The sequence below is a fragment of the Corynebacterium sp. MSK297 genome (assembly GCF_030232885.1).
Lineage (GTDB): Bacteria > Actinomycetota > Actinomycetes > Mycobacteriales > Mycobacteriaceae > Corynebacterium.
This window is the reverse complement of the sequence record NZ_JASPGD010000004.1, coordinates 192,263-206,501: the sequence shown is the minus strand read 5'-3', so window position 1 is coordinate 206,501 and position 14,239 is coordinate 192,263. Positions and strand designations below refer to the sequence as shown.

The 14,239-nt window shown below is 57.3% G+C and carries 14 protein-coding genes; 6 read left to right on the top strand and 8 right to left on the bottom strand.

Features of this window, described 5'->3' with window-relative positions:
- Positions 1 to 121 precede the first annotated feature (121 nt).
- Positions 122 to 1,489 carry an MFS transporter gene (locus tag QP888_RS06070; RefSeq protein ID WP_284812675.1) on the bottom strand — a complete coding sequence of 456 codons (1,368 nt, stop codon included), beginning with the start codon at positions 1,487 to 1,489 and terminating at the stop codon, positions 122 to 124.
- A 185-nt stretch (positions 1,490 to 1,674) separates the two neighbouring features.
- Between QP888_RS06070 and QP888_RS06065 the strand changes: the two genes are divergently transcribed.
- Entirely contained in the window at positions 1,675 to 1,998 is a 324-nt protein-coding gene (locus QP888_RS06065; protein ID WP_284812598.1) for a hypothetical protein, read from the top strand.
- 9 nt (positions 1,999 to 2,007) lie between these two features.
- Here the strand turns inward: QP888_RS06065 and gatA are convergent, their stop codons facing one another.
- Positions 2,008 to 3,495, bottom strand: a complete 1,488-nt coding sequence (gatA, locus tag QP888_RS06060; RefSeq protein ID WP_284812597.1) for an Asp-tRNA(Asn)/Glu-tRNA(Gln) amidotransferase subunit GatA — start codon at positions 3,493 to 3,495, stop codon at positions 2,008 to 2,010.
- A 60-nt stretch (positions 3,496 to 3,555) separates the two neighbouring features.
- On the bottom strand, positions 3,556 to 3,846 hold the full coding sequence (gatC, locus tag QP888_RS06055; protein WP_284812596.1) for an Asp-tRNA(Asn)/Glu-tRNA(Gln) amidotransferase subunit GatC: 291 nt from the start codon (positions 3,844 to 3,846) through the stop codon (positions 3,556 to 3,558).
- Positions 3,847 to 4,041: 195 nt separating this feature from the next.
- Here gatC and QP888_RS06050 point away from each other — a divergent pair, with 195 nt between their 5' ends.
- Entirely contained in the window at positions 4,042 to 4,704 is a 663-nt protein-coding gene (locus tag QP888_RS06050; protein WP_284812595.1) for an ACT domain-containing protein, read from the top strand.
- Positions 4,705 to 4,737: 33 nt separating this feature from the next.
- On the opposite strand, the gene ligA is transcribed toward QP888_RS06050, so the two are convergent.
- A complete protein-coding gene (gene ligA, locus QP888_RS06045) occupies positions 4,738 to 6,816 on the bottom strand; it encodes an NAD-dependent DNA ligase LigA (RefSeq protein ID WP_284812594.1) in 2,079 nt (692 codons plus the stop codon).
- A 110-nt stretch (positions 6,817 to 6,926) separates the two neighbouring features.
- On the opposite strand from ligA, the gene QP888_RS06040 reads away from it, so the two are divergent.
- From QP888_RS06040 to QP888_RS06030, 3 genes are read left to right on the top strand one after another with little or no spacing between them, the layout of a single operon-like run.
- On the top strand, positions 6,927 to 7,598 hold the full coding sequence (locus QP888_RS06040; RefSeq protein WP_284812593.1) for a 3'-5' exonuclease: 672 nt from the start codon (positions 6,927 to 6,929) through the stop codon (positions 7,596 to 7,598).
- 10 nt (positions 7,599 to 7,608) lie between these two features.
- Positions 7,609 to 8,655 carry a serine hydrolase domain-containing protein gene (locus QP888_RS06035; RefSeq protein WP_284812592.1) on the top strand — a complete coding sequence of 349 codons (1,047 nt, stop codon included), beginning with the start codon at positions 7,609 to 7,611 and terminating at the stop codon, positions 8,653 to 8,655.
- Positions 8,655 to 8,969 carry a hypothetical protein gene (locus QP888_RS06030; RefSeq protein ID WP_284812591.1) on the top strand — a complete coding sequence of 105 codons (315 nt, stop codon included), beginning with the start codon at positions 8,655 to 8,657 and terminating at the stop codon, positions 8,967 to 8,969. The genes QP888_RS06035 and QP888_RS06030 overlap by 1 nt, the downstream gene beginning before the upstream one ends.
- Positions 8,970 to 8,985: 16 nt before the next feature.
- Here the strand turns inward: QP888_RS06030 and QP888_RS06025 are convergent, their stop codons facing one another.
- Positions 8,986 to 10,041, bottom strand: a complete 1,056-nt coding sequence (locus tag QP888_RS06025; protein ID WP_284812590.1) for a uroporphyrinogen decarboxylase/cobalamine-independent methonine synthase family protein — start codon at positions 10,039 to 10,041, stop codon at positions 8,986 to 8,988.
- Between the two features lie 38 nt (positions 10,042 to 10,079).
- Positions 10,080 to 11,171 (bottom strand): tRNA 2-thiouridine(34) synthase MnmA, encoded by a 1,092-nt coding sequence (gene mnmA / locus QP888_RS06020; RefSeq protein WP_284812589.1) that lies wholly within the window; start codon positions 11,169 to 11,171, stop codon positions 10,080 to 10,082.
- A 73-nt stretch (positions 11,172 to 11,244) separates the two neighbouring features.
- On the opposite strand from mnmA, the gene QP888_RS06015 reads away from it, so the two are divergent.
- On the top strand, positions 11,245 to 12,084 hold the full coding sequence (locus QP888_RS06015; protein ID WP_284812588.1) for a spermidine synthase: 840 nt from the start codon (positions 11,245 to 11,247) through the stop codon (positions 12,082 to 12,084).
- Between the two features lie 4 nt (positions 12,085 to 12,088).
- Here the strand turns inward: QP888_RS06015 and QP888_RS06010 are convergent, their stop codons facing one another.
- Together QP888_RS06010 and QP888_RS06005 are read right to left on the bottom strand one after the other, a co-directional pair.
- Positions 12,089 to 13,210 carry a cysteine desulfurase family protein gene (locus tag QP888_RS06010; protein WP_284812587.1) on the bottom strand — a complete coding sequence of 374 codons (1,122 nt, stop codon included), beginning with the start codon at positions 13,208 to 13,210 and terminating at the stop codon, positions 12,089 to 12,091.
- 49 nt (positions 13,211 to 13,259) lie between these two features.
- Positions 13,260 to 14,225: an electron transfer flavoprotein subunit alpha/FixB family protein gene (locus QP888_RS06005; RefSeq protein ID WP_284812586.1), complete on the bottom strand. Its 966-nt coding sequence runs from the start codon at positions 14,223 to 14,225 to the stop codon at positions 13,260 to 13,262.
- Positions 14,226 to 14,239 lie beyond the last annotated feature (14 nt).

Here is a 14,239-nt window from a genome sequence, read left to right as displayed (position 1 = left end):
CTATGCCACACTCACACGGCACATACCGGCGCCTATGAGTACCTATCAGCACCGAATTAGCTGGTTGCTCAATGAGTTCGGCGTACCACGGGTTCTAGCCAATCTAGATTGTTTGGATGGTCTAAATGGTCTTGCGATAAAACAGCGAAGCCACCAAACCAATGGCGAGCACAACGACCAACAACAACACCGTATTCGCGGTACCAACGGCCAAACCTTGCGCGGCAACGGTGATCTGCATCAGCGCCGACAAGATAGATACTCCCATCACCGACCCCAACTGCCGCGCAGTGTTATATACTCCTGATGCTGCACCCATGATGGGCGCTTCCACATCGCGCATCGTCGTCGCAGAATTCGTGCCCCAAATAAATGATTGGCCGATTCCCAAAAAACTCACAACAATCGCCAGCCACCAGACTGGTTGTTCGTGGGCCATGATCCACCACGCCGCCGCACAGGCTGCCAGCATGACGCTAAAGCCAGCGACCACCAGATTGCGTGGATGAAATTTATCGGCCATAATGCCCGCAATTGGCGAGACAAACAACGAGGTCAACGCCATCGGTGCGATGACAAGACCGGCTGTTTTAGAATCTAGGTCTTGGCCGTCTTGCAACCACAGCATGATCGGCAACATCAAAGATGCAGCCATAAACCCCATGCACGAAATAATGATGATGCCCAAGCGATAGTTGTGATTCTGGAATAAAAACAGCGGGATCATTGCTTCCACGCCACGCGCCTGCGCAGTGCCTTGCAGTTTGATAAAGCCAGACAATCCCGCAACCCCCAAAGCCAGCATCAACCAAATCCACCACGCCCATTTGGCTTCTGGTGCTTGTTGGATCGCACCAACGACCAACAGCATCGACACCAACGAGATCACCACAGAAATCGGGTCGAGATTGCGTGCGTAGGTCGGCATCCGCGGCACCCAGAGCGTAGCCAGGGCGATGGCGATAATGCCGAAAGGTACCTGAATCAGAAAAACTGCGTGCCAGGATGCAGAGTGCACCAGAAATCCGCCCAAAACCGGGCCGGTAATCGCTGCCACCGAACCAATAATGCCCCACACACCGAGTGCACGGCCACGACGCTCCCGGGCAAATACCCGGTTGATCACCGACATCGTCTGCGGCATTTGGATGGAAGCACCAAGCCCCTGCAAGCACCGCGCGGCAATCAATAGTTCAATCGTGGGAGCACAAGCAGACGCCACCGCCCCGATAACAAAAACCGCGATGCCAATCCGGAATAAGCGGCGTTGGCCGAAACGGTCCCCCAGCCGACCGGTAAATAGCAACGGCACGACGACGAATAACAGGTATCCCGACGACACCCACAAAGTTTCTGCCAGCGTGGCATCGAATGCCCGGCGGATGCTCGGGATTGCCACCGCGATCAAAGTCTGATCCAACAAAGACATGAAAAAGCCCAACGAGAGGGCGAACATTGCCTTCCACGCTTGAGCTTCTGGAAGCACCATTGATGTAGGAGCAGAACGGGGTGGCTGTACAGATTCCTGTCGTGGATCGGGCGAGGTAGTCACCCCGCCGATCCTAGCGCGGAACAGCAGCTATAACAGTGTGAATCAGCTATCGCGGTGGCGCCAATCAGCAACCGCCATAGTGCAGACTGCACCGCAGTGCCTAGAGGCCTAGACTAAAAGGCATGGCACTTATCGATAAGAAATCTCCACAAGACGTATCCACCGCAACCACGACCGCATTCGGCTTGGTGGGCGGCTACCTCACCGCCGTACAAACCGGAATCCGGCCACTCGGCGGAGTGGTACTAGGCGCTGCAGGCTACTGGGCAGCTCGTTCCTGGGCAGCAAAAACCAGCCCAGTTACCACCGCAGGCTTACTCGGCGGCTACGTGGCTGCCTTTGGTCTATCACACCCGCTGGCAAAGAAAATTGGTTCCTGGCCAGCAGTAGGCGTAGTCACCGCAGCTACCGCTTGTGCGGCCTATGCCATCTCTGACAGGAAATAACGACGCAAGCTAGTTGCTCGTCAGAGCCTCATAGGCTGCACCGACGCGGTACAAACGGTCGTCGGCAAAGGCCGGGGCCATGATCTGCAGGCCGGTCGGCAACTGAGTGTCGGCCGCCATGCCGGATGGCACGGACATACCGCACACACCAGCCAGGTTCAACGGCAACGTACACAAGTCGAAGTTGTACATCGCAGTCGGGTCTTCCACCTTTTCCCCCAGTGGAAAGGCCGTGGTCGGCGTAGTTGGAGAAACCAAGACGTCGACTTTTTCGTATGCGCGCGCGAAATCCTGCGCCACCAACGTGCGAATACGCTGTGCCTGCAAGTAATACGCATCGTAGTAACCCACGGACAGCGCGTAGGTGCCGACCATAATCCGGCGCTTGACCTCTGGTCCAAAGCCAGCCTCGCGGGAAAGCTCCATCACGCGGTTCGCGGAGTTCTCGCCATCGTCGCCAACGCGCTTGCCGTAACGCATGCCGTCGAAACGTGCCAGGTTAGAAGAGACCTCACACGGCATAATCAGGTAATACGCGGCTAATGCGTCGTCAAAGTGAGGGCAATCAACTTCGACGACTTCCGCGCCATTATCGACCAACGTCTGCACCGCCTTGCGGTATTGGTCCATCACGCCAGTCTGCCAACCATCGCGCTCAAATTGCTTGATGACGCCAACTTTGAGCCCAGTCAGATCACCGTTGGCGCCTGCACGAGCGGCAGCAACCACATCCGGGACTGGTTTGTTGATGCTGGTGGCATCGTGTGGGTCATGCCCTGCGATGACCTCATGCAGCAACGCAGTATCCAGTACGGTATTCGCACACGGGCCAGCCTGATCCAGCGAGGAAGCGGCCGCAATCAAGCCATAGCGCGAAACCGTGCCGTAGGTGGGTTTCACACCGACGGTATTGGTCAGCGCAGCCGGCTGGCGAATGGAACCGCCGGTATCCGTACCAATACCCAACGGCGCCTGCCCGGATGCTAACGCAGCCGCGGTGCCACCACCGGAACCACCAGGAGTACGTTCTGTGTCATAGGGGTTTCGAACTGGGCCAAAAGCCGAGTTTTCATTCGATGAACCCATCGCGAACTCATCCAAGTTGGTTTTGCCCAGGATCGGAATCCCAGCTTCGCGCAGACGCCGGGTCACGGTCGCGTCATATGGGCTGCGGTAGCCTTCCAGCATCTTGGAGGCAGCTGTGGTGGGCGCATCGGTGGTAACCAACAAATCTTTCAACGCCAGCGGTACCCCAGCCAACGGTGAAGCGGGCTTTTCACCGTTGTCCAAAGCCTTGTCCACGGCATCGGCTGCAGCCAACGCTTCGTCGGCTCCAACGTGCAAAAACGAGTTCAGCGTCTCGTTGGTTTCGCTGATGCGATCTAGATAAGCCTGGGTAACCTCCCGCGAGGTGATCTCGCGATTATGGATGCGCTGCGCCAAATCCGCTGCGGTTTCCGAAGTGGTGCCATCGTGTGGACGCGTAAATTCAGTCATTAATTATCTACCTCTGTCGCTCTTTCAGAATTTGTCAGCTGCTCGTATTCGGGCGCTGAACTAACCACGAATCTTCGGAACCACGAAACGATCATCGCGCGCATCCGGAGCTTGGTCCAAGGCCTGCTCCGAATTCAGTGTGCGCACTACTTCGTCGCGACGCATCGTGGCGTCCACAGAATGCGGGTGGCTCATTGGCACTACCCCAGTGGTGTCCACGTTTTGTACTGCAGAAACCACATCGACGATGCCGTCAATCTGTTCTGCATAGGTAGCGATTTCTGCATCGCTCAAAGCCAGGCGGGACAGCTTCGCCAGGTGCTCAATTTTCTCGCGGGAAATTTCTGACACAGTCGATTCAATCCTTCGATATCCGTGAATCCTTTTTCTTCCGTACTATGCTACGCCACTGGACCCATCGATTAACCAACGCCTGCGAGTCTGGTACGTAAGACCACAAACTACTGTTTTGCCCCCAAAGTGACGTGCCAGATTGCTACGATAGTGACAGCGAACTAGACGTTCAGAAAGTGGTGGCAACAACTCATGTCGTTTTTGATCCGTGTCCTGCTCCCGGATACCCCCGGAGCGCTCGGACAATTAGCCGACGCCATCGGCCAAACTGGCGGCAATATCCAGTCCGTCGACATCATCGAATCGTTTTCCGCTGATGCGGTCATGGACGATATCGTCGTTGATTTACCCCAAGGAGTCATGGCCGATGCCCTCATAACGGCAGCCAATTCTGTGGATGGTGTCGAGGTCGATTCGATTCGGCCGTTTTCCGGCCGAGTAGACCGTCGTGGCCAAATCGAGATGCTGTCAGAGCTGGCAACCAGCAGTGGAAGCCTACGCACCTCGCTGCAAGATTTCGTCTCAGTTTTCCCCAAAGCCCTGACTTCTTCCTGGGCAATCATCGTTGATACCACGAACGAGATCACACGTATGGCCGCCTCGAGTGCTGCGCCAGAAGATGATGGCTCCATCCCCGCCGATATTGACATCACCTCGGCCCGCGTGCTGGTTGCCGAGAGTGAAGACTGGATCCCAGATTCCTGGCGCATCCTCGATTCCGCGCTTGCCGGCGCCCCGCTAGGAGACAGCGGGCTGGTACTGATTATCGGCCGAGCCGGCGGCCCAGATTACTTGGCCAGCGAAGTAGTTCACCTCGGCCACCTGGGCAATATCTTGGGAAAGTTGATCGATTAATTCGCGCCAGCTGGTGTCGTACCAGCTGTCTTTTCACCCCGCCAATTCGCCGTCGAGAAGCTGCACGAATTCTGCTTCCGATAAGATTCGCACACCCAGATCACGCGCCTTGGTTTCTTTTGAGCCTGCGTTTTCCCCAGCCACCAGGTAATTGGTCTTTTTCGAGACCGAACCGGTGGCTTTTCCGCCCCGGGAGACGATGGCTTCTTTCGCGCTATCGCGGCTAAAGCCCTCAAGCGTTCCAGTAACCACAATCGTCAGACCTTCCAGCGTCTGCTCCACGCGTTGGTCAGCCTCAACTTCCATCGTCACACCGGCCTCGGCCCACTTATCCACGATCGCACGATGCCATCCGATACCGAACCAATCCTGCAACGAATTCGCGATCGTCATTCCAACGCCATCCACATCAGCGATCTTGTCGACGTCCGCCTCCCGCAGCGCCTGCATGGAGCCAAAACGCGTCGCCAATGCCCGCGCCGCAGTGGGGCCGACGTGACGGATCGACAGCGCGATAAGCACGCGCCAGAAGTCCGCTTGACGTGCGGACTCGAGGTTTTCGAGGAGCTTCTCGCCGGACGCGTTGACCACGCGTTTGGTCTTGTCCTCTTTGTCCAGCCGGGTGTACACGCTGGATTTCGCAAGCGCAGCTTCGTCGATAGCAAACAGGTCAGACTCATCGACCAGCACGCCACTAGCGATCAGATCGTGGGCACCTTTTTCGCCGAGTGCTTCGATGTCGAAAGCCTTGCGAGAAGCCAGGTATTCCAGGCGTGCACCCAGCTGCGCCGGGCACGACTGTGCATTCGGGCACCGCCAGTCAGCATCGCCTTCTTTTTGCGGAGCCAGGATGCTGCCGCACGAAGGACATTCTTTCGGAAATGACCACTCGTATTCGCTGCCATCTCGCTGCGCGGTCACTGGCCCCAACACTTCCGGGATAATCTCACCGGCTTTGCGGATGACTACGGTATCGCCAACCAACACCCCTTTGCGCTTTACCTCCGTTTGGTTGTGCAGGGTCGCCATCGACACGGTGGTTCCCGCAACAAAGACCGGCTCCATCACCGCATAAGGAGTGACACGTCCAGTCCTGCCGACGCCCACCTCTATCCCCAACAGTTTGGTGGTGACTTCTTCTGGTGGATACTTATAGGCAATCGCCCACCGCGGGGCGCGCGAAGTAGCACCCAGACCACGCTGCACAGACAAGTCATCAACCTTGACTACTAAGCCGTCCATCTCGAAAGAAGCATCATGTCGATGCTCACCCCAATACGAGACTTGGTCAAGTACCTCGGCGCTCGTTTCCACACGTTTGGTATATGGCGAAACCGGAAGCCCCCAGGCCTCCAATGCTTGATATGCATCCCACTGCGAGCCCGGCGCGAAGCCTTCCCGGGCGCCCAGGCCATGGGCGATCATGCGCAGCCGACGTTTTTTCACTTCTTCGGTGTTTTTCATGCGCAGCCCACCGGCTGCTGCATTGCGCGGGTTGGCAAAGGTCTCTGGCTTCTTGCCCTTTTCTTCGGCGAGCCGGACGCGTTCTTCGTTGATGGCGGCGAAGTCTTTGGGGTTCATATAAACCTCACCGCGAATTTCGATAAGTTCCGGGACTGGGTATTCGTCGGTTCCGGTGAGCTCGTGTGGGATATCGTCGATAACACGGGCGTTGGCAGTGATGTCTTCCCCTGTGGTGCCATCGCCACGGGTGGCTGCGCGTTCCAGTTGCCCATTGCGGTAGACCAAATCCACCGACAACCCGTCGATTTTCAGTTCGGTCAGATACGCCGGAGCTGGCGTACGCGCGAGCCAGTCACGGAGTTCGTCGTCGGTAAAAGCATTATCCAAGCTGAGCATCGGCTCAAGGTGATCAACATTGGCAAAGCTGGATTCTTCCGGGACTGGTGCGCCGACTTCCATGGTTGGTGAATCGGGCACCGCCAGTTGCGGGTACCGCTTTTCTAATTCTGCAAGCTTATGAAGCAACTCATCGAATTCCGCATCTGGGATTTCTGGTTGCTCGTTGTAATAGCGTTCGCGGTGGTAGCGAACCTTGTCGGCAAGCTCGTTCCAGTGGCGGCGTAATCCTGCTTCATCAAAGTCACTCACGCGCACCTAGTTTAATAGGTATCTCATGGGTGTCTAATAGATGCTGTGGTTTCGCTGGGTGTTCGAACCAGTGCGCCGGTTTGTGCGCCTGTATGTCTAGGCTGTAAGTCATGAGTTTCAACGCGTCCCGCATGCTGGCCTTCGATTTGGAAACAACCTCCAATATTCCGCACGAGGCCCGGATTGTCACTTCCGCCCTGGTCTCGATCGAAGGCTCAACCGTGGATTCACAGGAAATGTTGGCGGATCCTGGAATCGAGATTCCACAGCCAGCCGTCGACGTGCATGGTATTACCACCGAATACGCCCGGGAACACGGCCGCAACCATGACGAGGTGCTCGCAGATACCATCGCGGCGATCAAAAAAGGGTGGGAAGAAGGCAAAACACTGGTTGTCTATAACGCGAATTATGACTTGACGGTGCTGCGGAGTTTGGATCAGGACTTCACGGTGACTGGGCCGGTGTTTGACCCGTTCGTCGTCGACAAGCTAAAGGATAAATACCGCAAGGGCCCGCGCACGTTGGGCAAAGTCTGCGAAGAATACGGCGTGCTGCTGGATAATGCGCACGAGGCCACCGCCGATGCGATGGCTGCTGCCCGGATTGCTTGGAAGCAAGTGAACCAACGTTTCCCGGAATTGGCGAAGCTGGACGATGGGGAGTTGATGGAATATCAAGCCGTGGGCTATTACGAGATGCAAACGGAGTTCAAACGCTATTTGGCCTCGCGCGATCGGGATGTCTCGTCGGTAGCTACGTCATGGCCGATGCAAGGTTAGGCTGGTAAGCATGAAAAAATCACTCGCGACGGCGCTCATTGTCGGGGCGGCAGTGCTGGCAGGCGCCATTATGCTGGGCCCGCAACGTATTGCACTTGCGAACCACGCAACCGGCGATGAACAGCTAGCTACCACATTGGCTGAGCTGTCCGTTCCCGGCCACAACCAGCTTGCGGCTATGACCATCGAGGACGGTGTCACCAACTACGCAGGCTGGGGCGCTGATAACGAGACCGAGATGGAAATTGGTTCGGTCACGAAGATGTTGACGGCTGAACTAGTGCGTCACGAAATCGACAACGGCGCGGTGAAATTAGAAACCACACTGGGCGAACTGATCGACGAGCTCGCCGATCCAGTGGCATCGGTGACGCTAGAAGAAGCCGTTAACCATACCGGCGGGCTGCCCCGGCTGGCGGGCGTCGGGTTTACGGCTAACCTGGGCTTTTCTGTATTCGGTACCAACCCCTACGACGGCATTGGGCGTGACGACGTTGTTGCTGCCGCCAATGGCATCGAAGAATTAGAAAACCGCGGGGAAGAACAATACTCAAACCTCGGTTTCGCGCTACTCGGCTGGGCACTAGCAGAAAACGCCGACACCACCTACGGCGAGATGCTCCACGATGTGCTACTCCAGCCATTAGGCATGCACAATACTTTCGTCGCCGATGAACCACTTCCCTACGATGAACCAGCCGGGTTACTCAACAATGGGCGGCACGCCCAGCCATGGGTAACGGAAGGTTACGCACCCGCGGGCATGGTGCGCTCCACCGCCACCGATATGGCGCGATTCGCCGAATACCTCCTGGACAAAGGGCTACCGGATTACGGCTGGGCCCGCACCACTTCGGCACAAGATAGCGACAGCGACAACAAACACAGCGACAACAACAAAAACAACACCGCAGGGTGGCACAACGGGCAAACCGGCGGCTATTCCAGCATGCTGGTCATCGCCCCAGAAACTGGTCGCGCCGCTTTTGTCGCAGGTAATACCCCGCGTGGTGTGGAACAAATCGGACTACAGCTCGCAGGAGAGGAAGTGCAATAATGTCCGCAATTATTAACCTCATCCTGGTATTTTTGCTGATTTTCAACTGGGGCTTTGCCGCCTGGAAAGCACGGGAGAAAACGGGCGCCGTCTCCATCCAAATCATCAACTTGCTGATCAATCTCGGATTGACGATGTTCATTGCTTACGTCGTCGCCTGGAATTCCGTGGTACCCATCTGGGTCTGGTGGGGCCTAGCTGCGCTGATGGCAGCGTCGGCCACGCTTATCGTCTACCACATGCTGGAACGCCAGTCGATGGGCGTCGGCGCAGGGGCTCGTGCTGAGAAAGAATCAGCAACAACGCGCAATTAAAATCGACAGCGCGCAGCTACAGGTCACCGCTATCGTCGGCAAGCATTCGCGCGATTTCTGCGGTGAGCCGGTAGGTACGTGCGCAATCCAGGGTGTTATCTCCCGGTAACCCGGGTTGTGGGCAGATATCGAGCATGCCTGCACCAGTAACCCGATCAATACCAAGGGTATCGAGCAAACGCGCAACAGAAATCGCTTGCCTACGGGGATTTTCTTCCCGCTCATCCCAGACCATGTCTGCCGGTACGCTTGCCAGCCCCACCCGCATGCCAGATTCCAGCAACTCCGCGAGCTGATCCAGCTTCGCGGTGCCAGTCACACAGCGTTGGTCCACGATGATTTCACGAACCCCACCAGCGGCCGCGCTGTCGCTAGCCTGGTCACGGTGTTCGCGAGATACCTGAGCGATCACGTGGCGCAGTGGACCGTGATCGGCATCCGAGATATTGAGATAATCCACCGCCCCGCCCGCGCACCGTGCCAGCAACGCCGTAGCATCATCGGAGGCAAGTGGGGCGATCTGGTGATAGTCGGTAGCACCGGGAATAGCACCACGCACACAGTGGGCTAAATACGGCTCATCGAGCTGGAGCACGGTGGTAGCAGAAAACCTCCGGGCGATATCTGCGCGAAAATTGGAAAGGCCAACAGCCAAAGCGTCGGCAAGATCAAATAACGCGGAACGATCGCGCAACACTCGGTGGCCGTCAGCCATCTCTATTTGGCTAGCCAAACTCACCGGCCCCATAACCTGTACCTTGATCACCCCGCCTGGGTGCTGCCAGGTCTCTTCAAGCACATCCGCATCACGCGCCCGCAGATCGCGAAGAAACCACGACCACCGCTGCGGACGAACTTGCAATTGCCAACGGCGCGCTCCCCGATCCACGCTCAGCGATTCCAACAACGCGGCAGTATAGCCCACCGCATCAGAACCCAAGCCACGCTGTGGCAGCTGCGGCAGATGCAGACGATCACCGAATTCGCTAATGACCATATCCCCCGCTACCTCCATCGAGGTGCCAGCCAGCGGGCCAAGCCCCAAATACCCCGTTCGATTCATCTGCTTCATGGAATACTTATCAAACGCTGCCACAGTGTGAAACGACCCTAGGCGGCCGTGTCACAAATTGTGCCCGAGCCCAACACGATATCGCCCAAGCCATCATCAGTCGGTAAATACAGCACGGCTGCCTGGCCACGCGCTACACCGGACAAAGACTCGTGCAACTCCAGGCGCATGAAATCGGCCTCACGGTCAATCACCGCGCGACACGGCACCACAGAACCATGCGCGCGCACCTGTACCAAGCACTCCAGCTCACCATCCATCGCTGGATGCAGGAATTTCAGCCGGTCTGCACCGATGGTGTGAATGCGTAAGTCTTCTTTCGAGCCCACCAGAACCGTGCCCGTTTCAGCATCAATATCGGTGACATAGCGCGGGCGGCCATCCGAGGCCGGAGTTTTAATATCCAGCCCCTTGCGCTGGCCAATCGTATAATTCCAAGCGCCGTCATGCTCTTTCAGCCGTTCGCCAGAATTCTTGTCGACGATCATGCCCGGGCGCATGCCGATCGAACGGCCCAAAAATGCCTGTGTTTTCCCGTCCGGGATGAAGCAAATATCGTAGGAATCCGGCTTGGACGCTGTAGAAAAACCGTGGCGGGCTGCTTCTTCTCTGATCTGCGGCTTCGGCGTATCACCAACCGGGAACATGCAGTGTGCCAATTCATCAGCGCTGATTACGCCCAAGACATAGGACTGGTCTTTGTTCTGGTCCGGTGAACGGCGCATATAACCATCATCGTCGATAGTGGCATAATGTCCGGTGGCAACAGCATCAAAGCCTAAGGCCATGCCCTTTTCCAACAGCGCGCGGAACTTGATTTTCTCATTACAGCGCAAGCATGGGTTCGGGGTTTCACCGATCGCGTAGGAATCCACGAAATCATCAATGACTTCTTCCTTAAATCGTTCGGAAAAATCCCAGACGTAGTACGGAATGCCCAGCTTGTCACAAATGCGACGGGCATCAGCAGCATCTTCCAACGAGCAGCAACCGCGGGCTTTTTCTCGGGTTTGCTGCGCGTCTTGATGCAGAGCCAAATGAACGCCAACCACATCGTGGCCTGCCTCGACCGCGCGTGCGGCTGCCACTGAAGAGTCGACGCCGCCGGACATTGCTACCAAAACTCGCATGTTTCATAGTGTAAGCCCAGTGTCAAAGCCGGGCTTGGCTCGAACGTCGACAAGCCCCGTAAAATAGCGCGCTATGGGACGCAAGCGGGCACAAAATCAGGTGCGGGATACTGCCTCCATCATCGGGCAGTACGTGATCAACACCGGGCATGCAGAAATCAAGCCCGATGCCTTCCGCGACAATGGCTTTTACCTCTACGTCAATGGAGTTCCCAGCTCGCACATCGTTGTCGGCGAACCTGAATATTTGGACTTCGCCTACATGCGTTGGTTTGCCGCGGCCATCGAGAAATTTCTTGGCAAGCACGGGTGGGATACCAACCGCCTCCGAGTCACCCACCTCGGCGGGGCTGGCTGTTCCATGGCGCGCTATCTAGCATGGCGCTGGCCGCAATCCCGGCATACCGTGGTAGAACTCGACGCCCGGTTAGGCGAATACGTACGCGATTGGTTCGATATTCCGCGCTCACCAACAGTAAAAGTCCGGCCCGGCGATGCTGCAGAAGTCACAGCAAGTTTTGCCCCAGAAAGCCGCGATATCGTCATCCGCGATGTATTTTCCGGCGATAGCACACCGTCGACGCTCACCACCACTGAGTTTGCACAGCAGGTTTATCAGGCTCTGACCCCCGGCGGGCTATATCTGGCCAACTGTGGTGCGCGCAGTGGGATCCACGACGCACGCACAGAGGTTGCGCGATTGCAGGAGATCTTCGCGGAGGTGGCTGTGATCAGTGATGCAGGAACCCTACAGGGGCGCAGTGGGGGCAATATGGTGCTATTGGCTACAGATGCACAGCTGCCACAGGCAGACACCCCGGCTGCTGACCAATTACGCAGCGTGCTACTGCGTGGGGCAGTCCCCGCGCAGTACCTCGATGCTGAGCAAACCAAGAACTGGTCACGAGAATAGCAGGTTAGAGCTCAGAGACCTTGCGCGCTGTTTCGATAATCTCCGGTAGCTGCTGGCAAACAGCATCAATGTCGTCTTCGGTCGTGGTATACCCCAGGCTAAACCGCAGTGCGCCGCGGGTGCGGGCGTCATCTGCGCCCATCGCCTCAAGTACATGGCTTACGCGGTTCACTCCAGCCGCGCACGCCGAACCAGTCGAAATCGCAATCCCCGCGCGATCCAGGAGCATAATCAGGCTATCCCCATCGGTGCCCAAGAAAGACACATGCAGATGCGTCGGCAAAGCAGGCTCAGTCGTATTAACCACCACATCATCGATGCGCGTAGTGATAAACGTGCGTAGCTTGTCGCGCAGGCGCGCCAGACGGGCCGCTTCGCGTTCGGATTCCCGCAATGATTCCTGCAACGCCGCCGCCAAACCCACGGCGCCAGCTACGTTGACTGTTCCCGGACGAATCCCACGTTCTTGGCCGCCGCCGAAATACACCGGTTTCGGCGCTGGAGTGCGCTGAGCCAGCAACAGACCAGTGCCACGCGGGCCACCGAATTTGTGACCGCTAGCCGCAAGAGTCGTTGCCTGCAACTCATGGAAATTAATCGGCAGCTTGCCGACAGCTTGGACTGCGTCGACATGGACCGGAGTACCCACTGCTGCCGCGCGCTGGGTAATTTCTGCAATTGGTTGAATGCTGCCGATCTCGTTATTGGCATACATACACGTCGCTAGAGCAGCCGGAGTATCTAACGGCGAAAGATCACACACCCGGGCAGCACCGTCGACCGGTAGATCAACGACCTGCGCCCCGCGGCCCGCAAGCATGCCAGCGACATCGCGAACCGCCGAGTGTTCCGCGGCCGGGACGATTATCCGATTGGACTCACTCGCCGCATACAGCCCCTGCAGTGCGATATTGTCTGACTCCGTTCCGGAAGCAGTGAAAATCACCTCGATGGGCTCGCAACCCAAAAGCTCCGCGACGGTCTCGCGGGCTAAATCCAGCACGCTGCGGGCCTTTCGGCCTGCCGCATACTGGCCATTCGGGTTCAATGCACCGGAGGCTTCCACCCACGCATCAATCGCTGATTGACGCATGGGGGTGGTGGCAGCATGATCGAGATAAGTCATAGACACCAGCCTAGCTGCTAGCTCAACGCGTGCCAGCGCCATGTGAGTATTAGCTGCCTGCGCGCGCTTGCAATTCCGCGGTCAAAGCCGGTGCGATCTCGTGCAAATCGCCCACCACGCCCAAATCGGCGACGCTAAAGAACGGCTCGTCAGCATCCTGGTTGACTACGATGATGTGCTCCGCGGTCTGCATACCCACCAGGTGTTGAATCGCACCGGAAATACCAACACCGATATACAGCTTCGGGCTCACAGTCACACCCGTCTGGCCAATCTGGTGGGCTGGCGCGTACATACCATCATCGACGGCATCACGGGTAGCACCCACCGCAGCACCCAAGCTATCGGCAAGCGGCTCTATGACTTCGGCGAAATTCTCCGCAGAACCGACGCCCCGGCCACCGGCGACAATGTTTTTCGCCTGCAGCAGATCTGGGCGATCCCCCTTGACAGCCGGAGTGAACGATTCCACGCGAACCTCATTGTCGGCAGCACCATCCACCGAGAACTTCTCGACGATGCCCGCACCCTTCACCGGGCTAGCCTCGGCGTCGACAGCACCCGGGCGTAGGCTATAAAGCGGACAATCACCGTCGGCTTGGGCGAGCACCTCAATCGAACCGCCGAAAATCGAATGCACGGCGGAACCATCGGCATTGATTCCGACGACGTCGGCAAGAATCCCCGAAGCCAGGCGCGCACCCAACCGGCCGACGATTTCGTTGCCCGCAGAATTAGCGGAAACCACGATCGGCGCCGGGTCCGCTGCAGCAAGTGCACTCAGCGCTTCCACCTCAGGCATAACCAATCGCTGGTCATAATCTGCGACTTCCGCACAATAAATCTTTTCTGCACCGGCGCTGGCCAGTTCGTCGGCAAGCCTATCGCAACTGCCCGGCGCACCCACTGCAACTGCGCGTACCGATCCCAGCGCACGAGCTGCGGTAAACAGTTCCTGCGTTACCGAGCTAATCTGACCATTTTCGTGTTCTACCAGCACATACACGTGTGACATAGCAGTAATACTCC

Coding starts and splice junctions, on each gene's coding strand:
- QP888_RS06050 (WP_284812595.1), top strand. CDS start 4,042: ATGTCGTTTTTGATCCGTGTCCTGCTCCCGGATACCCCCGGAGCGCTC.
- QP888_RS06010 (WP_284812587.1), bottom strand. CDS start 13,210: ATGACTTATCTCGATCATGCTGCCACCACCCCCATGCGTCAATCAGCG.
- QP888_RS06015 (WP_284812588.1), top strand. CDS start 11,245: ATGGGACGCAAGCGGGCACAAAATCAGGTGCGGGATACTGCCTCCATC.
- QP888_RS06005 (WP_284812586.1), bottom strand. CDS start 14,225: ATGTCACACGTGTATGTGCTGGTAGAACACGAAAATGGTCAGATTAGC.
- QP888_RS06070 (WP_284812675.1), bottom strand. CDS start 1,489: ATGGTGCTTCCAGAAGCTCAAGCGTGGAAGGCAATGTTCGCCCTCTCG.
- QP888_RS06065 (WP_284812598.1), top strand. CDS start 1,675: ATGGCACTTATCGATAAGAAATCTCCACAAGACGTATCCACCGCAACC.
- QP888_RS06030 (WP_284812591.1), top strand. CDS start 8,655: ATGTCCGCAATTATTAACCTCATCCTGGTATTTTTGCTGATTTTCAAC.
- QP888_RS06025 (WP_284812590.1), bottom strand. CDS start 10,041: ATGAAGCAGATGAATCGAACGGGGTATTTGGGGCTTGGCCCGCTGGCT.
- QP888_RS06040 (WP_284812593.1), top strand. CDS start 6,927: ATGAGTTTCAACGCGTCCCGCATGCTGGCCTTCGATTTGGAAACAACC.
- mnmA (WP_284812589.1), bottom strand. CDS start 11,171: ATGCGAGTTTTGGTAGCAATGTCCGGCGGCGTCGACTCTTCAGTGGCA.
- gatA (WP_284812597.1), bottom strand. CDS start 3,495: ATGACTGAATTTACGCGTCCACACGATGGCACCACTTCGGAAACCGCA.
- QP888_RS06035 (WP_284812592.1), top strand. CDS start 7,609: ATGAAAAAATCACTCGCGACGGCGCTCATTGTCGGGGCGGCAGTGCTG.